The sequence below is a fragment of the Frigoribacterium sp. ACAM 257 genome (genome assembly GCF_007954365.1).
In the GTDB taxonomy this organism is placed as follows: Bacteria; Actinomycetota; Actinomycetes; order Actinomycetales; family Microbacteriaceae; genus Frigoribacterium.
In genome coordinates this window covers 69,331-91,517 of sequence record NZ_VOLO01000002.1, presented here as the reverse complement: position 1 = coordinate 91,517, position 22,187 = coordinate 69,331, and the positions used below count along the sequence as shown (strand labels likewise).

Genomic DNA, 22,187 nt, shown 5'->3' with positions numbered 1-22,187 from the left:
CAGCACCGCCCCTGCACCAGCCCCGCACCACCCCGCCCCTTGGAAGGAAGCCCTGTGGACTTCATCACCGGAAACACCAGCGTCGTCGCGGTCGTCGTCGCCGTCGTCATCGTGCTCGCCCTGCTGTCGTTCGTCGCGAGCCGAGTGCGTCGCGTCCCGCCGAACGAGGCCCTGATCGTCGTCGGCCGCGGCGCCGAGCGCTCCGAGGGCGGCGGCATCTCGAGCCCCCAGAAGGTCATCATCGGCGGTCGCACGTTCGTCTGGCCGATCTTCCAGGAGGGCTTCACGCTCTCGCTCGAGCAGTACCAGACCCCGGTCGAGGTGCAGGCGATCGACGCCAACTACATCCGCACCGCCGTCAAGGCCACCGTGAACTTCAAGGTCACCGGCACCGAGGACGGCGTCCGCCGTGCGGCCCAGCGCTACCTGCTGCAGCAGCAGCAGCTGCCCGTGATCGTGCAGCAGTCGCTCGAGGGATCGATCCGCGGCCTGATCGGCGGCCAGCCCGTCGACGACCTCGTCAAGAACTTCTCCCGCCTCGCCGCGGACGCGGTGAACGAGACGAAGGGCGAGCTCGCCGAGCTCGGCCTGCAGATCGAGACGATGAACATCCGCGAGATCGAGACGCCGGGCAGCACCTACCTCGCCGACCGGGGGCGCGCGGAGGCGGCGGTCGCCAAGCAGAACGCCGACGTCGCCGAGGCGGAGGCGGAGCGCATCGCGGCCCTGGCCCGCATCGGCAACACGCAGCAGACGGCCGAGCGCCAGCTGCAGCTCGACGTGCGCCAGGCGCAGATCAAGGCCGAGACCGACCGCGCCAACGCCGAGGCCTCGGCCGCCGGCGAGCTGGCCCGCGCCACCCAGGACAAGCTGGTCGCCGAGCAGGAGAGCATCGCCGTCGCCGAGCAGGCGAAGGTCAACCAGGAGCGCCTGAACATCGACGTGCGCCAGCCCGCCGAGGCCGCCGCGTACGCGTCGGTGCAGAACGCCGAGGCCGAGCGCGACGCCGCGAACGCCGCCGTCGAGGCGGAGGCCTTCCGACGCACCCAGCTCGCCGACGCGGCCCGTGCCGCCGCCGAGAACGAGGCCGCCGCCGTCGAGGCCGCCGGCCGCGCCGAGGCCGCCGCGATCCGCGCGAAGGGCCTCGCCGAGGCCGAGGCGGTCGACGCGCTGGCCGAGGCCCAGGGCAAGTTCGGCCAGGCTGCCCTGGCGTCGCAGGTCATCTCTCGCCTGCCCGAGATCGCTCGGGAGATGGCCGCGCCGATGGGCAACATCGACGCCCTGACGGTGGTCTCCACCGACGGCGCCAACCAGCTGACCAAGTCCGTCGCGAACAACATGACCCAGCTGCAGGACGTCGTGAAGGCGACCACCGGGCTCGACCTCGTCGGCGCGCTGGGCGGCTTCCTCGGCGCCCAGTCGGGCGCCTCCGGGGCCGCGGCTCCGCGCACGACGACGCCGGTCGACCAGCCGTAGGGCACGCGAGAACGCAGGCCCCCGCAGCGAGCGGGCCCGCGCGCACGGGGGCCGCGTAGCGTGTCGGCATGCGTGCCGTCGTCGTCGAGAAGGGTCGACCTGCTGCCCTGCAGCAGGTCGACCGGGCCTTCCTCGGGCAGGGAGACGTCGTCGTCGACGTCGCCTGGTCGAGCCTGAACTACAAGGACGGCATGGCCCTGTCGGGCGATCCCGGGATCGTTCGGACGAGTCCGCTGGTGCCCGGCATCGACCTCGTGGGCAGCGTCGCCGAGTCGTCGTCCGCCGACTGGTCACCCGGCGACCTGGTGCTGCTGAACGGCGCCGGCGCGGGCGAGAGCCGCCACGGCGGCTACGCGGAGCAGGCCGTCGTCGACGCCGCGTCGCTCGTCCGCGTGCCGGAGGGGATGTCGCCCCGGCAGGCCGCCGCCGTGGGCACCGCGGGCTTCACCGCGATGCTGAGCGTCCTCCGCCTCGAGCGGGACGTGCGCCCCGGCGACGGCGACGTGGTCGTGACCGGCGCCGCCGGCGGCGTGGGGTCGGTGTCGATCGCCCTGCTGAGTGGTCTCGGGTACTCGGTCACCGCCTCCTCGGGGCGGGCGGACGAACAACACGACTACCTCACGCGTCTCGGCGCGACGACGGTCGTCGACCGGGGCGAGCTCGACCAGCCGGGTCGACCTGTGCAGTCGCCCCGCTGGGCCGGCGCCGTCGACTCCGTCGGCAGCCACACCCTCGCGAACGTCCTCGCACGGACCGCCTGGGGCGGCACGGTCACCGCGTGCGGGCTGGCGCAGGGCAGCGACCTGCCCACGACGGTGCTGCCGTTCATCCTGCGAGGGATCTCGTTGGTGGGCGTCAACTCGGTCGACGCGCCCGTCGAGCTGCGTCGTGAGGCCTGGACGCGCCTCGCCGCCGACCTCGACCTCGGACTGCTCGACGAGCTCACGACGGAGATCTCGCTGGCCGACGTGGTCGACCACGGGCCGCGGATCGTCGCGGGCTCGGTGCGCGGGCGGATCGTCGTCGACGTCCGCGGCTGACGGTCGGGCCCGCGACAGGACCGGGACAGGGACCGGGCCTCGGCCCGGGGCAGGGACCCGGACCGGGCGGCAGCCGCGTCGTTCAGGACCGCGTCGACGGCACCGCGTTATGATCACTTGATGTATCGGATGCCCGATGCACGCACCGCACACACGGCAGATCGCGACCGGCGCAGGGAGCCCCGCGACCAGCCCCTCTCTCGACATGGAGCAACCCGGATGCCGATCCCCCAGCTGACTGACCAGCCGCCCGCACCTCGCCGCCTGCTGCGTGACGTCGTCTACGACAAGATGTTCGCCGCGATCATCGACGGCACGCTCGAGTTCGGCGAGCGCCTGAACGACGAACAGCTGGTCGCCTGGCTCGGCGTCTCCCGTACTCCCGTGAGGGAGGCGATCGCCAAGCTCGCCGACCAGGCCCTCGTCGACGTCGAGGCCAACCGCTACACCCGCATCGTCGACCCCACCCACGACGAGTTCGTCGACACTATCGACATCGGCTACGCCGTGTGGGCGATGCTCGTCGAGCGTGGCCTGCCGAAGCTGTCCGACGCCGAGCGCGACGAAGTCCTGCGGGTGCTCGACGCCCGCGCGGCGACCTTCGCCTCCGGCGGCGCCGAGGACATCCTCGAGCTGAAGAAGGTGAACGACCTGCTCCTCGAGAGGGCCGGCAGCTCGTCGCTGTCGCGCCTCTGGGCGAACAACGCCCCCCGCCTCGCCATGCTCGCCCAGCGTCCCGTCGCCAACGGCGTCTTCGACCACGCCCAGGCGCTCGCGTTCACGGAGGCGCTCCGCGACGCGGTCCGCGACGGCGACGCCGCAGCCGCGGCGGAGGCGGTCCGCCTGCAGCCAGGGCGTCTCCAGGGCTGGTTCGACGCCGTCCGCGAAGCCGGGATCTACCGGGCGTGACGGCGCCGGCGCCGGTACCCGGCGCCGGCGGTCCCGGCCTCGAGGGCGGGGGGCAGGGAGCTCCCGGCCCTGCTGCAGCCCTTGCTCCGGCTCCTGCCCCTGCTCCGGCCCGCGACCGTGCCGTGGTGCTCGACGTCCGAGCCGTGCGGGTCTCCCGGCAGGGCCGTGACCTGCTCCGGGACGTGTCGCTGACGATCCGGGCCGGCGAGCACTGGGCCCTGCTCGGCCCCAACGGCGCCGGCAAGACCACCCTGCTGACGCTCTGCGGGGCCCAGGGCCACCCGACCGCGGGGACGGTCGACGTGCTGGGCCGTCGCCTGGGCCGGGTCGACCTCCGCGAGCTGCGCACCTCTGTCGGCCACGTCGACCCGCGTCACCGCATGCTGGGCGACAACAGCGTCCGGGAGGTCGTCCTGACCGGCGCGACGGGCAGCAGCGACCCCGGCCCGCGGTGGTCGCCGAGTGCCCGACAGGAGGCGCGTGCCGACCGCCTGACCGCCTCCGTCGGGCTGGAGGCGCGGCGGGACAGCCGTTGGAGCGTCCTCTCCCAGGGCGAGCGCGGTCGGGCGCTCATCGCCCGCGCGCTGCTCCCCGAGCCGGCACTGCTGCTGCTCGACGAGCCCGCCACGGGCCTCGACGTCGCCGCCCGTGAGCACCTGCTCGACACCGTCGACGCCCTCCGTCGCGAGCACCCCGGGACGGCGTCCGTGACCGTCACCCACCACCTCGAGGACTTGCCGGCGAGCACGACCCACGCGCTCCTCCTGCGCGACGGGCGCGTGACGGCGTCGGGCACGGCCGAGTCGGTGTTGACGTCCGAACTGGTCTCGGCGGCGTTCGGCCACCCGCTCGCGATCGACCGCGTCGACGGTCGCTGGCTGGCCCGCACCCGGCGCCGCTGAGCGGCGGCCCCACGCCGCAGGCCCCGCCGCGACGCCCGTGTCGCATCACGTTCCGGGCGTCACGTCCCGCCGCGACGAGACGCGATGCTCGGAACGTGATGCGACAGCGACAGCCGAGACGCGCCAGCCGGGGTGCGGGTGCCGACACGCGGGTGCCGGGGCGCGGCTACGCCCCGGGGGGCGTCGCGGCAGCGGCCGCACGCGCCGCGGCGGGCACGGCCTCGAGGATCCGCGACACGGTCGCGTCGTCGTGCGCGGCGGTGACGAACCACGCCTCGTAGACGGAGGGAGGCAGTGCCACCCCCGAGTCGAGCATCGAGTGGAAGAACGCGGGGTAGCGCCAGGTCTGCTGCGCCCGCACGTCGTCGTAGTTCCGCGGCGGAGTCGCCGCGAAGGCGAACGAGAACAGCGAGCCGGCGTGCTGGACGCTGTGCTCCACTCCCTCGGCCGACAGGGCCGCCGAGACCTCGCGGGACAGCGTGTCGGCGACGGTGTCGAGCCGGGCGTACACCTCGGGCGTCGCCAGGCGCAGGGTCGCGATTCCCGCGGCGACCGCGACGGGGTTCCCGCTCAGGGTGCCCGCCTGGTAGACCGGGCCGGTCGGGGCCAGGAAGTCCATCACCTCGGCGCGGCCGCCGAGCGCCGCGAGGGGCATGCCGCCGCCGATGACCTTGCCGAACGTCACGAGGTCGGGCTGCCAGCCGGCCCCGTCGGGCACCACCTTCGACGCCTCGAGGCCCCACCAGCCGGCCGGGCCGACGCGGAAGCCCGTGAGCACCTCGTCGACGATCAGCAGCGCGCCGTGGCGGCTGGTGATCTCGGACAGGCTGCGGTTGAAGCCGCGGTCGGGCGCGACCACTCCCATGTTGGCGGCCGCCGCCTCCACGATGACCGCCGCGATGCGCGGGCCGTGCTCGTCGAACACGGCGCGGACGGCCTCGAGGTCGTTGTAGGGCAGCACCAGCGTCTGGGCCGCGGTCTCGGCGGTGATGCCGGCCGAGCCGGGCATCGAGAGGGTGGCGACGCCCGACCCGGCCTCGGCGAGGAGCGAGTCGGAGTGGCCGTGGTAGTGCCCGGCGAACTTCACGAGCAGGTCGCGACCGGTGTAGCCACGAGCGAGACGGATCGCCGTCATCGTCGCCTCGGTGCCGGTCGACACCATGCGGATCTTGCCGATCGGGCGGGCGTCGCCGACGGCCACGCGCTCGCGCACCAGCTCCGCGAGCTCGGTCTCGGCGGGTGTCGACGCACCGAACGACAGGCCGCGGGCCGCCGCCTCCTGCACCGCGCGCACCACCTCAGGGTGCGCGTGCCCCAGGATCGCGGGGCCCCACGAGGCCACCAGGTCGACGTACTCGCGCCCCTCGGCGTCGGTCACGTGCGGGCCCTTCGCCCCCACCAGGAACCGGGGCGTGCCGCCGACGCTGCCGTAGGCGCGCACCGGGGAGTTCACCCCGCCCGGGATCGACTGCTTGGCCCTGGTGAAGAAGTGCTCGTTGGCGTGGTCGCCCATCAGATGTCTCCCTTGCGCAGGCGGGTGGCCAGCTCGGTGGCCCAGTAGGTGAGGATCGCGTCGGCCCCGGCGCGCTTGATCGACAGCACGCTCTCGTACGAGGCGGCGTCGAGGTCGATCCAGCCGTTCGCGGCGGCGGCGTGCATCATCGAGTACTCGCCGCTGATCTGGTACGCCCAGACGGGCACCGGGCTCATCGCGGCCGTCTCGGCGAGCACGTCGAGGTAGCTCATGGCGGGCTTCACCATGACGATGTCCGCGCCCTCGGCGATGTCGAGCTCGACCTCGCGGATGCCCTCGCGACCGTTGGCCGCGTCCTGCTGGTAGGTGCGGCGGTCGCCGACGAGCGTCGACTGGACCGCCTCGCGGAAGGGGCCGTAGAAGGCCGAGGCGTACTTGGCCGCGTAGGCCAGCAGCGCGGTGCCGCCGAAGCCGGCGTCGTCGAGGGCCTCGCGGGCCGAGCCGATCTGGCCGTCCATCATGCCGCTCATGCCGATCAGCTGCGAGCCGGCCTCGGCCTGCACCACGGCCATCTCGTCGTAGCGGACCAGCGTCGCGTCGTTGTCGACCGAGCCGTCGGCGGCGAGCACGCCGCAGTGACCGTGGTCCGTGAACTCGTCGAGGCAGAGGTCGGTCTGCACGACGAGGGCGCCCTGCGCCGCGTCGACCGCCACCCGCGTGCCGACGTTGAGGATCCCCTCGGGGTCGGTGGCGCCCGACCCGACCGCGTCCTTCTCGAGCGGCACGCCGAACAGCATGACGCCTCCCACCCCGGCCGCGGCCGCCTCCTCGACCGCACGGGGCAGGCTCGACAGGCTGTGGTGCACGACGCCCGGCATCGAGCTGATCGCCACGGGCTCGTCGATGCCCTCGCGGACGAACATCGGCAGCACCAGGTCGGCGGGGTGCAGGCGCGTCTCGGCGGTCAGGCGGCGGAGGGCAGGGGTGGCGCGCAGCCGGCGGGGCCGCACGCGAGGGAACTGGGACATGGTCCTTCTCGGGTCGTCGATGGTCGTCGATGGGGGGGCCCCGGCACGGTCGAGCCGAGGAGGCGCGGTGCGGGCACCGCGGGAGGGTCGCGTCAGCGTCCCCCTCCGTACGCGTCGTCGGGGTCGGCCGAGCCGCCCGCGACGGCGTTCTCGACCACCGCCTCCACCAGGGCGGCGGCGGAGCGGGTCTCGGCGATGAGGTGGACGGGCAGCCCTGCCGCGCGGGCGTCGAACGCCGTACGCGGGCCGATGCAGGCGACGACCGTGCTCTCGGGCAGGGGCGCCAGCTGGGCGGCGATCTGCCGTGCGACGCTGCCCGACGTGACGAGCAGCACGCTGATGTCGCCGGAGGCGACGTCGCGCACCACGTCGTCGGTGACGGGCACGCCGACGGTGCGGTACGCCGAGACGAACTCGGCGTCGAAGCCCCGGGCGGACAGGCCGGCGACCAGGGTCGGCTCGGCGATGTCGGACTGGGGCACGAGCACGCGCCCGGCGACGAGCTCCGACGGCCACTCCTTGACGAGGCCGCGGGCGGAGTTGTCGCCCTCGGGGACGAAGTCGACGTGGTAGCCGGCGAGCGTCAGGGCTGCGGCGGTCGTCTCTCCGACGGCCGCGATGCGCGTCGCGGGGATGGGCCGGATCCCGTTGCCGACGAGCACGTCGACGGTCGTCGCGCTGGTGACGACGAGCCACTCGTAGACGCCGGCCTGCAGGCGTGCCAGCGCCGCCGCGAGCAGCTCGGGCGTCTCGGCGGGCGCGAAGTTGATGAGCGGGGCGATGACCGGCGCCGCGCCGTACGCGCGGAGGGACGCGGAGACGCCGTCGCCCCACTTGCCGCCGCGAGGCACGAGGACGCGCACGCCCTTGAGCGGCTTGACCGCGGTCACGAGGCGCTCCCCAGGGGGTCTCCGCCCGAGGGGCCCCCGCCGATCGGCGCGAGCTCGGCCGCGCCGAGCTCGAGCAGCTCGTCGACGACGCGGCCGGCCACCTCGTGGACGTCGGCGAGCTGGGCCGTGACGGGCCCCTCCTCGAGCGACACCGCGTGCGACGAGCTGATGCGGCGCGAGCCGTCGGGGCTGTAGACCGTGGCGCTGAGCAGCAGCAGGCCGGCGTCGACGACGGCGGTCGCGCCGATGGGCGCCGAGCAGCCGGCCTCGAGCCCGGCGAGGACCTCGCGCTCGGCGGTCACGACGAGACGCGTCTCGACGTGCTCGATCGCCCGCAGGCCGCGGGCAAGCTCGTCGCTCGGGTCGCCTTCGCGCACCTCGACCGCGAGCGCTCCCTGCCCGGGGGCGCTCGGCCACGGGCCGAGGCCGAGCAGGTCGGTCACCGAGGTCGAGCGGCCGAGGCGGCCCAGGCCGGCGGCGGCGAGCACGACGGCGTCCAAGTCGTCCTCGAGGCGACGGAGGCGGGTGTCGACGTTGCCCCTGATGGGCACGACCTCGAGGTCGGGACGGCGGGCGAGCAGCTGGGCGACTCGACGCGGCGAGCCGGTGCCGACCTTCGCGCCCTGCGGCAGCGTCTCGAGGGTGAGGCCGTCACGGGCGCAGAGCGCGTCGCGGGCGTCGGCCCGACCCGGGATCGCCCCGATGTGCAGACCAGGGTGGGAGGCGGTGGGCAGGTCCTTGAGGGAGTGCACCAGCACGTCGCACTCGTCGGCGAGCAGCGCCTCGCGCAGCGCGCTCGCGAACACGCCCGTGCCGCCGAGCGAGAGCGACTCGCCCGTCGCCTGCGTGCGGTCGCCCTCGGTGTGCACGCGTACGAGCTCGACCTCGTGGCCCGTCGCGGCCGCGAGCCGCTCGGCGACCGTCGTCGACTGGGCCACGGCGAGCGCGCTGGCCCTGGTGCCTACTCGGAGTGTCGCCACGCTCCTACGGCACCAATCCCGAGACGGCGGGCTTGAACCCGAGGCGCACGTTCTCGCAGCAGCCCGGTCGGCACACGTCGTACCAGGGCCCTATGTCGGTGAGGTGCGGCCGGTCGTCGACGGGCGTCCCCTCGACGCGCTCGAGGACGAGGTCGACGAGTCCCGTGACGTAGTTCGGGTCGATGCCGGGGGTGGGGGTGCGCGTGGCCCAGAAGCCGTTCTTCTCGCTGGTCTCGAGCGCCTCCTCGTCGAGGTCCCACATGACCTCCATGTGGTCGCTCACGAAGCCGAGCGGCACGATGACGACGGCCCGCGTCGGTCCGCCCGCGAGGTCGTCGATGGCGTCGTTGATGTCGGGCTCGAGCCACGGCATCGAGGGCGGTCCGCTGCGCGACTGGTACACGAGCTGCCAGGGGACGGTCGTGCCGCCGCCGGCGGGCAGGTCGAGGCCCAGACCGGCCTCGGCCGCGGCCATGACGACCTCGGCGACGGCCTTGTGCTGGGCGGCGTACGCGCCCTCGTCGTCGAAGCCGCGCGCCTCGGGACCGCTGCGGGCGGCGTCGGTCGACGGGATCGAGTGCGTCGCGAAGAGCACCTGCACCTCGGTCGCGAGGTCGAGGTCGGCGTTCTCGGCCCGGGCCTTCTCGAGGCCCTCGCGGACGCCGTCGATGAAGGGCTGGACGAAGCCGGGGTGGTCGAAGAACTGACGCACCTTGTCGATCATGACCTTGCCCTCGAGCCCGGTCGCCTCGAGCGCCATGGCGAAGTCCTCGCGGTACTGGCGGCACGAGCTGTACGACGAGTAGGCGCTGGTCGCGACCGCGATGAGCTTGGTGAAGCCGCGCTCGTCGGCCTCGCGCACGGCGTCGGCCATGTACGGGTCCCAGTTGCGGTTGCCCCAGATGACGGGCAGGTCGATGCCGCGCCGCGACAGCTCGCCCTCGAGGGCGGCCTTCAGCTCGCGGTTGTGCTCGTTGATGGGGCTGACGCCGCCGAAGTGCCGGTAGTGCGTCGCCACCTCCTCCAGGCGTTCCTCGGGGATGCCGCGGCCGCGGGTGACGTTGCGGAGGAACGGGATGACGTCGTCCTGGCCCTCGGGTCCGCCGAAGCCGGCGAGGAGGATCGCGTCGTAGTCGGTGGGCACGCTGACGTGCTCCGGCCCCTGCGCGGCGGCGGGGGTGGCAGCCCGGACGAGCTGGCCGTTGGTGATGCCGGTGGTGTCGGTCACGACAGGACCTCGATGATCTCGGTGGTGGTGATGCGACGGCCCGTGTAGAACGGGATCTCTTCGCGGACGTGGCGGCGAGCCTCGGTGTATCGGAGGTCGCGCATGAGGTCGACGAGCTGCACGAGCTCGGGAGCCTCGAGGGCCAGGATCCACTCGTAGTCGCCGAGGGAGAAGCTGGCCACCGTGTTGGTGAGCACGGCGCGGTGCTCCGAGCCCTGCTTGCCGTGATCGGCGAGCATCTGACGGCGCTCGGCCTCGGGCAGCAGGTACCACTCGTAGCTGCGGACGAAGGGGTAGACGGTCAGCCACGCCTCAGGGTCCTTGCCGCGCATGAACGCCGGGCTGTGGTTCCGCGAGAACTCGGCGTCGCGGTGCATGCCCATGGCGTTCCAGGTCGGCAGCAGGCCGCCGAGGACGTCGGTGCGCAGGAGGCGGCGGTACGCCGACTGGATCGCCTCGGGGACCTCGCCGTGCAGCCAGATCATCACGTCGGCGTCTGCCCGGAGCGCGCTCACGTCGTAGAAGCCACGGACGACGACGCCCTCGTCGGCGAGCGTCTCGACGAGCTCGTCGAGCTGCGCCACGTCCTCCTGCTCGGGGGCGTACGGGTTCTGCGGGTCACGACGGAGCACTGCCCAGAGGGTGTACCCGAGGCGCTCGGCGGGCGGGGAATCGGACGTCGGCAGCTCGGGGACCGCCGAGTCGGCGCTGTGACTCATGCGGCCATTCTCCACCTGTGCGGGCTGGGAGCCCAACCAGGTTGGGCCGTCGTCGAGCGATCTCGGGCCGGCCGACGCAGGCCGCCGGTCAGCACGTCCGGCCGGGTCCGCCGGTCAGCACGACCGGCCGGGTCCGCCGGTCAGCGCGACCGGACCGACGCGACGACGACGCCGACGAGGGCCAGGGCAGCCACGCCGGCGCCCGCGACCCAGGGCAGCGGGTCGCGCGAGAACGACGACTTCGCCTTGTGCCCCGCGATGCCCAGCTGCTTGGGCACGTTGAGCTTGTCCTCCAGCTCGTTGAGCGTGGCGGCCAGCTCGGCACGGGTGCGGTCGATGTGGGCCTGGATGTCGCTGCCGTCGGCCTTGTCGCTGCTGGCGTCGTTCTTGGCGGTGCTGTCGCTCACGGGGTCTCCGATCGGTGCGGGCGGGAGGAGGGGTCGAGCGAGGCTCGCGGGGAGGGTGCGGAGGGTGCGGCTCAGAACTCGGTGACGTCGTGCCCCGGGATGGTCCCGACGCCCTTCACGGCCTTGAGGTCGCGCTTGAGGCTCGCGATCGTCTTCTCCGGGACGGCCGGCAGGCCCTTCTTGATGCTCCTGTAGCCGAGGAACGCCAACAGGGCGGCGACGAGGAGGAGGACGAACGCCACGATCAGCGCCGACAGCCAGCCGGGCAGCCAGATGGCGATGAGCAGCACGATGCCCGTGAGCAGCACCCCGAGCATCGCGAAGACGAAGACGAGGGCGCCGACGAGGAAGCCCGCGCCGATGCCGAAGGCCTTGAGCGTGCCGATGATCTCGTACTTGAGCAGGGCGAGCTCGCCCTTGACGAGGTCGGTGACCAGGCTCGGGACGTCCTGGACCAGGGCGAAGAAGGACCGCGACTTCGAACCGCGTCGGACCTTGTCGCTCCGGGTGGAGTCGGTCACTTCTTCTTCTTCCCGCCTCCGACGGCCTTGACGGCCACCGTCTTCACGCCGTTGACGACCGCGTCGACCGCGTCGGCGGCCTTGGCGCCGGCGAAGTCCTCGGCCTTGACGACCTGCCGCTGCACGGCGCGGCTGTTCCACAGCTTCGACGAGTTCGCCGCGATCTGCTCGTAGCGCTCGTGGCCGGCGCGAGCGCCCAGCACGAATCCGACGGCTGCTCCGGCGACGAAGATCAGTTTGCCTCGCATGTCGCTCCATTCATGTGTGGGGGCGCGGACCGGTGCCCGGCGCGCTGTCCCAATGTAGCCCGGTGCTGCCCGCTGCCGCCCGGACGCGCCCGCGCTCGGCCGCTGCGCGAGGGACGGTCAGCGGGCGAGGAGGTCGGAGGCGACGCGACGCGCGTGGGCGATCACGGCGGCGAGCCCCCGGCCCGCCACGGCACCGCCGACGCGGACGACGCCGTCGGGCAGCGACGAGGAGGCGCCCACCGCCTCCTGCGGGAGGGGCGCGGACCACTCGACGCGCGCCGCGTCCTCGACCGTGGCGGGGTCGAGCGACATCCCGAGCAGCACCGACGCGTCGGCGAGCGCCGTGGAGCGCAGCTCGTCGTCGGTCGTCGCCGCGGTGACGACCGGGGAGTCGTAGCTGAGCCGGAGCACGTGCCGGCCGCCCGCCCGCTCGGCGAGCCAGGGCCACTTCGCCGTCGCGTGCGTGAGCGCCTTGGCCCGGACGCCGTCGGCTCCTGGTGCCACGAGCACCCCGGTGCCGCGGGGCGCGGCGTCGAGCCGCTCGTCGCGGAGCACGAGCGTCGCCAGCGTGATGAGGCCCGCCGCGTGCGCCGGCCGGCCGCCGAGCACGCGTCCCGCACCGTCGCCGACGGCGAGCACGACGATGTCGGCCTCGAGCCGCTCCGGGGAGGTCGCCGGGGCGTCGCCGGTCAGCGTCACCGAGCCGGCGTCGAGCACTGCCACGTGGGCGCCCAGGCGCACCTCGACGCCGAGGCGGTCGAGCTCGGCGACCAGCGCCTCCGCCAGGCTGGCCATGCCCCCGCGCAGCCCGGCGACCGCGGAGCCTGCCGGCGCGAGCGCGCGCACGCTGAGGACGGCCGCGGCCAGCGAGCCCTCCCGCCGCAGCGCCGGCCGGAGGCCGGGGGCCACCCGGTCGACGGAGAGCAGGTCGGGGTGGACGGAGTGGACCCCGCCGATGATCGGGGTGACGAGCCGGTCGAGCACGGCGTCGCCCATGCGGACGCGGACGAGGCCGCCGACCGAGGTCTCGTCGGCGCCCACCTCGCCCGGCGCCGCGTCGAGCCGCGCGGCCTCCGCGGTGCCGGCCGCGCCGACGACCGCGACGACGTCGTCGGCCGTCAGGTCGCCGGGGATGCCGAGCAGGCCCGTGCGCGGCAGGGGGAAGGCCTCGCCGGCTCCGTGCTGCACCCAGGCCCCGCGAGGGTCGGGCAGCACGACGTCGCCGCCGAGCCCCAGCTCGTCGAGGTAGGTCTGCACCGTCCCGCCACGGGTCGCGAAGCTCTCGGCACCGGCATCGAGCGGCAGTCCGCCGACGACGTGACGGCCGACCTCGCCGCCGAGCCGGTCCGAGGCCTCGACGAGCGTGACGGCGACCCCGGCCGCGGCGAGGTCGCGCGCGACGACCAGGCCGGCGACGCCGCCGCCCACCACGAGGGCACGCTGCGCGACCGCCCCGGAGGAGCGGGTCGTCTCGGTCACGGTCGCGCGCCTCCTACAGGCTGTGGGCCAGCGCGACGATGCGGGTCAGCACGTCGGGGTCGGTGTCGGGGCCGACCCCGTGGCCGAGGTTGAGGACGTGCGCGGGGGCGGCACGGCCCCGCCGGACGACGTCGCGGACGTGAGCCTCGAGCACCGGCCACGGCGCCTGCAGCATCGCCGGGTCGATGTTGCCCTGCACGGGAACGCCGCCGCCGAGTCGTCGCGAGGCCTCGTCCAGGGGGATGCGCCAGTCGACCCCGACGGCGTCCACCCCGACGCCGTGCATGGCGCTCAGGACCTCGCCGCTGCCGACGCCGAAGTGGATGGTGGGCACGTCGAGATCGGCGACGTGCGACAGCGCCCGGGCCGAGAACGGCGCGACGTGCTGCTCGTAGTCGGAGAGCGAGAGGCTGCCGACCCACGAGTCGAAGAGCTGCGCGGCGCTGGCCCCGGCGAGCACCTGCGCCCGGAGGAACGCCCCGGTCACGTCGGCGGCCCAGCCGAGCAGGGCCTGCCAGGTCTCGGGGTCGCTGTGCATCAGGGCGCGGGCGCGGATGTGGTCCTTCGACGGACCGCCCTCGACGAGGTAGGCCGCGAGCGTGAAGGGGGCGCCAGCGAAACCGATCAGGGGGGTGTCGCCCAGCTCGGCCACGGTGCGGGCGACTCCCTCGGCGATCGGGGCCAGCGCCTCCTGCTCGAGGGGCCGCAGCGCGGCGACGTCGTCGGGCGTGCGGATCGGCTGGTCGAGCACGGGACCGCGCCCGGCGACGATGTCGACGCCGACCCCCGCGAGCTTGATCGGCACGACGATGTCGCTGAAGAAGATGCCGGCGTCGACGCCGTGGCGGCGGACGGGCTGCAGCGTGATCTCGCTCGACAGCGCCGGGTCGAGGCAGGCGTCGAGCATCGCGGTGCCGACGCGCAGGGCGCGGTACTCGGGCAGCGAACGACCGGCCTGGCGCATGAACCAGACGGGCAGCACCTCGGGCCGGTCGCCGCGCAGGGCACGGACGAGGGACGAGGAGGCGGTGCGGCCGAAGAGGAGCGGGTGCGTGTCGGGCAGGGTCACGTGCCCCATTGTCCCACCCGGCCGCTGGACGCCCCCGGCAGTGCCGGGGACGCCCTCGTGGACCCCGGGTCAGCCGACCTTGACCACCATCTTGCCGACGTTCTCGCCGCGCATCAGGCCGGTGAACGCGTCGAAGGCCGAGTGGATGCCCTCGACGACGGTCTCGTCGTGCACGACCTCGCCGGCCGCCAGCCACGGGCCCATCTCGGCCTGGAACGCGGGAGCGACGTGACGGTAGTTGCCGAGCGTGAAGCCCTTGAGCATCAGTCCGCGCGTCACGATGTTCGTCGTGCCGGTGATGCCGACGGGCGCGCCCGTCGCGTTGTATCCGGCGATCGAGCCGCAGAGGGCTGCCCGGCCGCCGTCCTTGAAGGCGCCCAGCGCGGCCGACAGGTGGTCGCCTCCCACGTTGTCGAAGTAGAGGTCGATGCCGTCGGGCGCCGCGTCGGCCAGCAGCTCGGCGACGTCGCCGTCCTTGTAGTTGAAGGCCGCGTCGAAGCCGTACTTCGAGGTGAGCAGCTCGACCTTCTCTGCGCTGCCGGCGCTGCCGATCACGCGGGAGGCGCCCTTCAGGCGGGCGATCTGGCCGACCATCGTGCCGACCGCGCCCGCGGCGCCCGAGACGAAGACGACGTCGCCCTCGCGGATGCCCGCGATCTCGGTGAGGCCGACGTACGCGGTGAGGCCGGTGAGGCCCAGCACGCCGAGGTAGGCCGAGAGCTCGACGCCGGGCGCCGGCTCGACGGCCCGGAACGACGAGGAGGCGCCCTGCGCGACGTCGCGCCAGCCCAGGTCGTGCTGCACCACCGTGCCGACGGGCAGGTCGTCGGAGGCCGACTCGACGACCCGGCCGATCGCGCCGCCGGTCATCGTCTCGCCGAGGGCGAAGGGCGGCACGTACGACTTCACGTCGTTCATCCGGCCACGCATGTACGGGTCGACCGAGAGGTACTCGTTGGCCACGCGCACCTCGCCCGCCGCGAGCGCGGGCAGCTCGACCTCGACCTCGCGGACGTCGTCGGTGGTCGGCTCGCCGTGCGGACGGGCGACGAGCTGCCACTGGGTGCTGGTGCTGCTGCTGTCGGCGCTGGTGCTGCCGATGCTGCTGGTGGTGCCTTCGGTCATGGTGGTGCTCCTCTGGTCGTGCGGGGCCCCGGTGATGCGAGGCCGTCTGCCAGGCTGACAGGCACCTCCTGAACGCGCGCTGCGGAACGTGCAGCCTGTGCACGGATCGGCTGTGCACAGCCTCGACATCGAGGCAACCCCCGGGTTCGACCGGCGCATGAGAGTTATCATCGACGGGTGCTCATCTGCCTCACGGCGTCCCACCGGAACGCCAGCTTCGACCTCCTCGAGAAGTTGAGCATCGGCGCACCCTCCGCGGCGAGCACCCTGGTCGACGCGAACGACTTCGTGGGCGGGGCCGTCGTGCTCGCGACCTGCAACCGGTTCGAGGCCTACGTCGACGTGGAGGAGCCCCTCACGGCCGCCGCCTCCGTCGCAGTCGAGGCCACCATCAGCACCATGAGCGAGGCCAGCGGCATCGAGGCCGACGAGATGCGCGAGAACGTGCGGGTCATCACCGGCGACGAGGTCGTCGAGCACCTGTTCGCCGTGAGCTCGGGCCTCGAGTCGGTCGTCATCGGCGAGGACGAGATCTCGGGCCAGGTCCGCCGGGCCCTCGAGGCCGCCCGCACCCGCGGCACGACGTCGCGTGACCTCGAGCGACTCTTCCAGAAGGCCTCGCAGACCTCCCGCGGCATCAAGAACCGCACCAACGTCGGCGGCGCCGGCCGCTCGCTCGTGCGCCTGGCCCTCGAGCTCGCCTCCTCACGGGTGACCGACTGGTCCCAGGCCCGCGTGCTCATCGTCGGCACCGGCCAGTACGCCGCCACCACCGTCGCCGCGCTGCGCGACCGGGGCGCCGGCGACCTCGCCGTGTTCTCGGCGTCGGGCCGCGCCTCCTGGTTCGGGCTCAAGCACGACCTGCGCCCCTTCGACGACCTCGCCGAGGCCATCTCGTGGAGCGACGTGCTGATCACCTGCACCTCGACCACGGAGCCGGTCGTCGTGCCCGAGGTGGTCGACGCGTCGCGCCGCCTCGTGATCGACCTCGGCCTGCCGCGCAACGTCGACCCGCTCGTCGCCCGGGTGCCCGGCGTCGAGCTGCTCGACCTCGAGACGATCAGCCTGCACGCTCCCCTCGCCGAGCTGACGGCCGCTGACGACGCCCGCGCGCTCGTCTCGAGCGCCGCCGCCGAGTTCCACGCCGTCGCCGCCGAGCAGTCGCTGACGCCGGCCGTCGTCGCGCTCCGCCGCCACGTCTTCGACCTGCTCGACGCCGAGATCGAGCGTGCGCGGTCGCGCGGCGACTCGTCCGAGCGCACGGAGTCGGCGCTGCGGCACCTCGCCGGCGTGCTGCTGCACACCCCGTCGGTCCGGGCCCGCGAGCTCGCCCGCGAGGGGCGCGGCGAGGAGTTCCGCGACGGCCTCGAGTCGCTGTTCGGCCTGACGGACACCCGCGCCTCCGCCGTCGATCCCGCCGTGCTGCGCCCTGCCGACGACGAGCGGCTCCGCCACCGCGACGTGGGCTGACGCGCCCGCGCCGCGCCGCTCTGCTCACTCCCCGTCTCCGTTCCTCCCGCGCGCCACGCGGTCTCGTGCCTGCCGGGCGAACGGCAAGTCGGCGGGTCGCTGTGCCTCTCGGCGGGTTCCCGTGCCCGGCGGCGGGTCCCCGCTGACCCGCCGCGGGCTACGGGAACCCGCCGACATCACAGACGCGTGCCGCACGACGTGCGCGACGCCGTCCGCCCTGCTGCGCCGTATCGCCAGCGCCGCCCCGCGATGCCGCAGGATGGGGTGATGGACCCGATCGTCGTCAGTGCCCTCGTGCTGGTGCGCGACCGGCGCCTCCTCATGGTCACCGCTCGCGGACGCGACGTGCTCTACCTCCCCGGCGGCAAGCAGGAGGCGGGCGAGACCGGCGAGGACGCCCTCGTCCGCGAGACCCTCGAGGAGGTGGGCCTCGCGCTCGACCGTGCGTCCCTGCGCGAGCTGGGCACGGTCAGGACCCAGGCGCACGGCGAGCCCGAGGGCCGTGAGGTCCACATGCGCCTCTGGTCCGCGGCCCCGACGGACGCCGGTGCCGAGCCGTCGCCGTCGGGCGAGATCGGCGCGCTGCACTGGGTCACGTCGGCCGACTCGGACCGGTGCCCGCCCGCGGGCGTCGAGACGCTGCGTCTCGCGGTCGAGCTGGATCTCGTCGACTGACCCTCAGCCGCCGCTGCCTGCGGCTCCTGCCTGCTCTCGTGCTCCTGCCTGCCCTGCTGCTCCTGCTGCTGTTACTCCTGCTGCTGCTCCTGGTGCTCCTGCAGAACCCGACCCAGAGTCCTCCGACAACGGGAATTCCCTGTGTTGCAGGACCCGCGACGGTACGACGGTCGGCACCTGCGGGTCGGCATGTGCGGGTCGACACCTGCGGGAGCCGAGCGACTCGAGCGGGGCGGGGCGGAACGCGCGCTAGCGGACGCGGGCCAGCAGGTCGGCGCCGACCGTGCGGGCCGCGGCGAGCACCCGGAGACGGTGCTCGAGGGTGAGGTCGTCGAACGCCACCGTGACGGCGTAGGCCACCCCGCCCCGCGGTCCACGCAGCACCCCGAGCTCGGACCGCACACCGCGGTCGCTGCCGACGGCGTTGACGAGCTGCAGGTCGTGGTCGGTCCGCCGGTGCGAGACGGGGTCGAGGCCGAAGGGCGCCGCGACGAACGACAGGTCGACGCCGAGCGACAGCCAGCCGAGCACCCGGCTGCTGACCGCCGAGCCGACGACCTGCCCCTGGGCGAGCAGGGCGGTGAGCTGAGCGAGTTCCCGGGTCGAGCCGACGGAGGGGGCAGGCGCGTCGTCGGGACCGCGCTCGGACCGGATCTCGTCGAGCAGGGCGGTCTGGCGCAGGCCGAGGTCGTCGGCCCTGGCCCGCACCGCGTCGAGCCCGACCCTGCCGAGCAGCGCGTTGACGGCGGCAGGGTCGCGCAGCGCCCCGACGAGTGCCGCGGCGTCGGTGACGGCCAGCCGGCGGCGTTGCAGGTAGGACCAGACTCCACCGCCCCCGAGGGCTGCCCGGCTGCCAGGACCGGCGATGCGCTCGAGCTCGTCGAGGGCCCCGAGCCGCCCCGACTCGATCTGCGCACTGACCTCGATCAGGAGCAGCACGGCACCCAGCTGGGCGACGGGCAGCACGACCCGGTCGTCGACGGCAAGCAGCTCGTCGCCGTCGTCGAGGTCGTGGACCGTGGCGGAGACCTGCACGCCCTCGGCCGCGAGGTCGCCCAGCGCCCTCAGCGCGGCGCCGAGCCCCGCCCGCGGAGAGGGCGGCGCGTGGCGGCCCGCCTCCGCCGCCTCGTCCGACCGGCTGCTGTGCCGGCCGCCCGGGCCGGGCCGGGCCCCCTCGGGCGACACGGCTACCAGATCGTGACGCGCTGCTCGGCGGGGAGCCAGAGCGCGTCGGACTCCGTCAGCTCGAACGCCTCGTAGAAGTCGTCGATGTTGCGCACGATCTGGTTGCAGCGGAACTCGTTGGGCGAGTGCGGGTCGATCGACAGCAGGCGGACCGCCTCCTCGTCGCGGAGCTTGATCTGCCAGGCCTGCGCCCAACTGAGGAAGAAGCGCTGCGCCCCCGTCATCCCGTCGATCACCGGCGCCTCAGCGCCGTCGAGCGAGATCAGGTACGCGTCGTAGGCGATGGACAGCCCGCCGAGGTCGCCGATATTCTCGCCGATCGTGAGCGCACCGTTGACGTGGTGCTCGGGCACCTGTGCCGGGGCGAGAGCGTCGTACTGCGAGATCAACGAGGTCGTGAGGCGCTCGAAGGCCTCGCGGTCCGCCGGCGTCCACCAGTCGGTGAGCTTGCCGTCGCCGTCGTACTTCGAGCCCTGGTCGTCGAAGCCGTGGCCGATCTCGTGCCCGATGACAGCGCCGATGGCACCGTAGTTCGCCGCGGCGTCGCGGCTCGCGTCGAAGAACGGGAACTGCAGGATGGCCGCGGGGAACACGATCTCGTTGAAGCCCGGGTTGTAGTACGCGTTGATGGTCTGCGGCGTCATGAACCACTCGTCGCGGTCGATCGGCTGGCCGATCTTGCCCAGCTCGCGGTCGAAGCCGACGGCGGCCGAGGCTCGGACGTTGCCGACGAGGTCGCCGGGGTCGACCTCGAGGGCCGAGTAGTCGCGCCACTTCACGGGGAAACCGATCTTGGGCGTGAACTTCTCGAGCTTGTCGAGAGCACGCGCGCGCGTCTCGTCGGTCATCCACGACAGGTCGGCGATGCTGCGGCGGTAGGCCTCGACGAGGTTCTCGACCAGGACGTCCATCGACTCCTTCGCCTCGGGTGCGAAGTGGCGCTCGACGTAGATGCGGCCGACGGCCTCGCCCATGGCGCCCTCGACCAGCGAGACGCCCCGCTTCCAGCGGGCCCGCTGCACCGGCGTGCCCGTCAGCGTCCGCCCGTAGAAGTCGAAGTTCGCCTCGACGAAGGCCGACGAGAGGTAGGCGGCGAAGGAGCGGACGACCTGCCAGCGAAGCCAGTCCTGCCAGGCCGGGAGGCGGTCGTCGGTCATCAGGCCGGCCAGGCCCGTCACGAACGACGGCTCGCGCACGACGACCTCGTCGAAGACGCCGGCGGGCGCACCCACGGCGTCGCGCCAGACGTCGAGGTCGACGCCCTCGGCGAGCGCGGCGGCCTCGGACCACGGCAGCAGGTTGTAGGTCGCGTCGCTGTCGCGGGTGGCGACGTTGTCCCAGTGGTGCGACGCGATGGCGGTCTCGAGCTGCATCACGCGCGAGGCCCGCTCGTCGGCGTCGTCAAGGCCCGCGAGCCCCAGCATGCGCGAGACGAAGGCCACGTAGGAGGTGCGGATCGCCTCGCTCTTCTCCTCGCGGTAGTACGACTCGTCGGGCAGCCCCAGGCCGCCCTGCTCGACCTGCACGACGTACCGGGTGGGGTCTCCCGGGTCGTTGTCGACGAAGAGCTGGACGAAGCTCGAGACGCCCTGCTTCTCGAAGGCGCCGACGAGGCGGAGCAGCCCGGGCACGTCGTCGACGGAGGCGACCGTCTCGAGGAGCGGGCGGAGCGGCTCGGCACCGAGCGCCTCCACCCGGTCTTCGTCGGTGAAGCTGGTGAAGAGGTCGCCGACCTTGCGTGCCTCGGTGCCCGGCTCGGCCGACTGCGACTCGTGCACGATGTCGCGGACCGCCGCCTCCGCCTCCTCGGCCAGGAGGTAGAAGGAGCCGTAGCGCGCCTTGTCGTCGGGGATCTCGGTCCGCTCGATCCACCGCCCGTTGACGTGGCGGAACAGGTCGTCCTGCGGGCGCACCGCAGGGTCGAGCTCGTCGGTGGTGATGCCGGAGGACAGCGCGTCGGTCGTCATGCTCGCCAGCCTAGGCGGGCCCCCCGACGCCGCGCTCGACACGGCGGAGCCTGTGCAGAGCGCCCTGCTCATCCACAGGGGCGGAGCAGGAAACGAGCAGGAAACAGCGCGCCGCTACAGTTCTGCCCATGGCACTCCCCTGGGCACTGCACGGCGACGGCAAGACGGTCGACTCCACCGAGATCGTCGCCCCGGAGGAGCGGCTCACCTGGCCGCGCACCATCGGCCTGGGTGGCCAGCACGTCGTCGCCATGTTCGGCGCGACGTTCCTCGTGCCGATCATCACGGGCTTCCCGCCCAGCACGACCCTGCTGTTCTCGGGCATCGGCACGCTGCTGTTCCTGATCATCACGAAGAACAAGCTGCCGAGCTACCTCGGCTCGTCGTTCGCGTTCCTCGCGCCGATCGGGGCGGCGACCGACGTGGGCGGCATCCCGCTCGCGCTCAGCGGCATCGTCATCGTCGGTGCCCTGCTGGCGATCGTCGGCGTCGTCGTCCACCTCGCCGGCACCCGCTGGATCAACGCCCTGCTCCCCCCGGTCGTCAGCGGCGCCATCGTCGCCCTGATCGGCTTCAACCTGGCGCCCGCCGCCCGTGACAACTTCGCGCAGGCGCCGCTCACCGCCGTCATCACGCTCGCCGCCGTCGTGCTCAGCGCCGTGCTGTTCAAGGGCCTGCTCGGTCGCCTGTCGATCTTCGTCGGCGTCGTCGTCGGCTATGTCGCCGCGGTGCTGCTCGACGAGGTCGACTTCAGTGCCGTGGGCGACGCCGCCTGGGTCGGCCTGCCGACCTTCACCGCCCCGGCGATCGACCTCGCGCAGCTGCCGATCTACCTCGGGTTCCTGCCCGTGGTGCTCGCGCTCATCGCCGAGAACGTCGGCCACGTGAAGGGCGTCGGCCAGCTGACCAAGCGCGACCTCGACCCGCTCACCGGTCGCGCGCTCTTCGCCGACGGCCTCAGCACGGTGCTCGCCGGGCTCGGGGGCGGCTCGGCCACGACGACCTACGGCGAGAACATCGGCGTGATGAGCGCCACCCGCGTGTTCTCGACCGCCGCCTACTGGGTCGCCGGCATCGTCGCGATCCTGCTCGGCCTGTCGCCCAAGATCGGTGCCGTCATCTTCACCATCCCGCCGGGGGTGCTGGGCGGCGTGACCACCGCGCTGTACGGCCTGATCGGCGTGATCGGCATCCGCATCTGGGTCGAGAACAAGGTCGACTTCAGCCGCCCGAAGAACCAGCTCACGGCCGGCGTCGCCCTGATCATGGGCATCGCGGACTTCACCCTCGCGCTCGGCGGCGCGAGCTTCGGGGGCATCATCCTCGGCACGGTCGCCGCGATCGTCGTCTACCACGTGATGACCGTGGTGGGCCGGCTCCGCGGCACCGACTAGA

21 protein-coding genes are annotated in these 22,187 nt (G+C 73.4%); 7 read left to right on the top strand and 14 right to left on the bottom strand.

Annotated elements, in window-relative coordinates; translation table 11 throughout:
* The first annotated feature begins 54 nt into the window (after window positions 1–54).
* The 4 genes from ES689_RS06755 (at window position 55) to ES689_RS06740 (ending at window position 4,327) form a co-directional block, all read left to right on the top strand.
* Complete coding sequence (locus ES689_RS06755) at window positions 55–1,476, top strand: SPFH domain-containing protein (RefSeq protein WP_146902204.1); 1,422 nt, start codon at window positions 55–57, stop codon at window positions 1,474–1,476.
* Between the two features lie 68 nt (window positions 1,477–1,544).
* Window positions 1,545–2,516 carry an MDR family oxidoreductase gene (locus ES689_RS06750; RefSeq protein WP_146902202.1) on the top strand — a complete coding sequence of 324 codons (972 nt, stop codon included), beginning with the start codon at window positions 1,545–1,547 and terminating at the stop codon, window positions 2,514–2,516.
* Window positions 2,517–2,735: 219 nt separating this feature from the next.
* Window positions 2,736–3,425, top strand: a complete 690-nt coding sequence (locus ES689_RS15840) for a GntR family transcriptional regulator (RefSeq protein ID WP_223269455.1) — start codon at window positions 2,736–2,738, stop codon at window positions 3,423–3,425.
* Between the two features lie 125 nt (window positions 3,426–3,550).
* Window positions 3,551–4,327 carry an ABC transporter ATP-binding protein gene (locus ES689_RS06740; protein WP_223269454.1) on the top strand — a complete coding sequence of 259 codons (777 nt, stop codon included), beginning with the start codon at window positions 3,551–3,553 and terminating at the stop codon, window positions 4,325–4,327.
* Between the two features lie 166 nt (window positions 4,328–4,493).
* On the opposite strand, the gene hemL is transcribed toward ES689_RS06740, so the two are convergent.
* From hemL to ES689_RS06680, 12 genes are all read right to left on the bottom strand, one after another.
* Window positions 4,494–5,840: a glutamate-1-semialdehyde 2,1-aminomutase gene (gene hemL / locus ES689_RS06735; protein ID WP_146902196.1), complete on the bottom strand. Its 1,347-nt coding sequence runs from the start codon at window positions 5,838–5,840 to the stop codon at window positions 4,494–4,496.
* A complete protein-coding gene (gene hemB / locus ES689_RS06730) occupies window positions 5,840–6,829 on the bottom strand; it encodes a porphobilinogen synthase (protein WP_133739101.1) in 990 nt (329 codons plus the stop codon). The genes hemL and hemB overlap by 1 nt, the downstream gene beginning before the upstream one ends.
* A gap of 92 nt (window positions 6,830–6,921) precedes the next feature.
* Window positions 6,922–7,719 (bottom strand): uroporphyrinogen-III synthase, encoded by a 798-nt coding sequence (locus tag ES689_RS06725; protein ID WP_146902193.1) that lies wholly within the window; start codon window positions 7,717–7,719, stop codon window positions 6,922–6,924.
* Window positions 7,716–8,699: a hydroxymethylbilane synthase gene (gene hemC / locus ES689_RS06720; protein ID WP_146902190.1), complete on the bottom strand. Its 984-nt coding sequence runs from the start codon at window positions 8,697–8,699 to the stop codon at window positions 7,716–7,718. The genes ES689_RS06725 and hemC overlap by 4 nt, the downstream gene beginning before the upstream one ends.
* 4 nt (window positions 8,700–8,703) lie before the next feature.
* A complete protein-coding gene (locus ES689_RS06715; RefSeq protein WP_123547437.1) occupies window positions 8,704–9,927 on the bottom strand; it encodes a ferrochelatase in 1,224 nt (407 codons plus the stop codon).
* Window positions 9,924–10,646 (bottom strand): hydrogen peroxide-dependent heme synthase, encoded by a 723-nt coding sequence (gene hemQ / locus ES689_RS06710; protein WP_146902187.1) that lies wholly within the window; start codon window positions 10,644–10,646, stop codon window positions 9,924–9,926. Before hemQ ends, ES689_RS06715 begins: the two co-directional genes overlap by 4 nt.
* Before the next feature lie 140 nt (window positions 10,647–10,786).
* Window positions 10,787–11,053 carry a DUF3618 domain-containing protein gene (locus ES689_RS06705; RefSeq protein ID WP_191330265.1) on the bottom strand — a complete coding sequence of 89 codons (267 nt, stop codon included), beginning with the start codon at window positions 11,051–11,053 and terminating at the stop codon, window positions 10,787–10,789.
* 71 nt (window positions 11,054–11,124) lie between these two features.
* Window positions 11,125–11,574, bottom strand: a complete 450-nt coding sequence (locus ES689_RS06700; RefSeq protein ID WP_223269453.1) for a phage holin family protein — start codon at window positions 11,572–11,574, stop codon at window positions 11,125–11,127.
* Window positions 11,571–11,822 (bottom strand): hypothetical protein, encoded by a 252-nt coding sequence (locus ES689_RS06695; protein WP_123547434.1) that lies wholly within the window; start codon window positions 11,820–11,822, stop codon window positions 11,571–11,573. The genes ES689_RS06700 and ES689_RS06695 overlap by 4 nt, the downstream gene beginning before the upstream one ends.
* 117 nt (window positions 11,823–11,939) lie before the next feature.
* Window positions 11,940–13,301 (bottom strand): NAD(P)/FAD-dependent oxidoreductase, encoded by a 1,362-nt coding sequence (locus ES689_RS06690; protein WP_223269452.1) that lies wholly within the window; start codon window positions 13,299–13,301, stop codon window positions 11,940–11,942.
* A gap of 13 nt (window positions 13,302–13,314) precedes the next feature.
* Window positions 13,315–14,379, bottom strand: a complete 1,065-nt coding sequence (hemE, locus tag ES689_RS06685; RefSeq protein ID WP_146902181.1) for a uroporphyrinogen decarboxylase — start codon at window positions 14,377–14,379, stop codon at window positions 13,315–13,317.
* Between the two features lie 60 nt (window positions 14,380–14,439).
* On the bottom strand, window positions 14,440–15,495 hold the full coding sequence (locus ES689_RS06680; RefSeq protein ID WP_146902178.1) for an NADP-dependent oxidoreductase: 1,056 nt from the start codon (window positions 15,493–15,495) through the stop codon (window positions 14,440–14,442).
* Window positions 15,496–15,672: 177 nt separating this feature from the next.
* On the opposite strand from ES689_RS06680, the gene ES689_RS06675 reads away from it, so the two are divergent.
* The gene (locus tag ES689_RS06675) at window positions 15,673–16,965 is read left to right on the top strand and encodes a glutamyl-tRNA reductase (RefSeq protein WP_146902175.1); all 1,293 of its coding nucleotides are present in this window, start codon (window positions 15,673–15,675) and stop codon (window positions 16,963–16,965) included.
* Window positions 16,966–17,232: 267 nt separating this feature from the next.
* A complete protein-coding gene (locus tag ES689_RS06670; RefSeq protein WP_146902172.1) occupies window positions 17,233–17,640 on the top strand; it encodes an NUDIX domain-containing protein in 408 nt (135 codons plus the stop codon).
* 249 nt (window positions 17,641–17,889) lie between these two features.
* Here the strand turns inward: ES689_RS06670 and ES689_RS06660 are convergent, their stop codons facing one another.
* Complete coding sequence (locus tag ES689_RS06660; protein ID WP_146902166.1) at window positions 17,890–18,825, bottom strand: serine hydrolase; 936 nt, start codon at window positions 18,823–18,825, stop codon at window positions 17,890–17,892.
* Window positions 18,826–18,827: 2 nt separating this feature from the next.
* Complete coding sequence (locus ES689_RS06655) at window positions 18,828–20,792, bottom strand: M13 family metallopeptidase (RefSeq protein ID WP_146902163.1); 1,965 nt, start codon at window positions 20,790–20,792, stop codon at window positions 18,828–18,830.
* A gap of 128 nt (window positions 20,793–20,920) precedes the next feature.
* Between ES689_RS06655 and ES689_RS06650 the strand changes: the two genes are divergently transcribed.
* Entirely contained in the window at window positions 20,921–22,186 is a 1,266-nt protein-coding gene (locus ES689_RS06650; RefSeq protein WP_146902160.1) for a uracil-xanthine permease family protein, read from the top strand.
* The last annotated feature ends 1 nt before the right edge of the window (window position 22,187 follow it).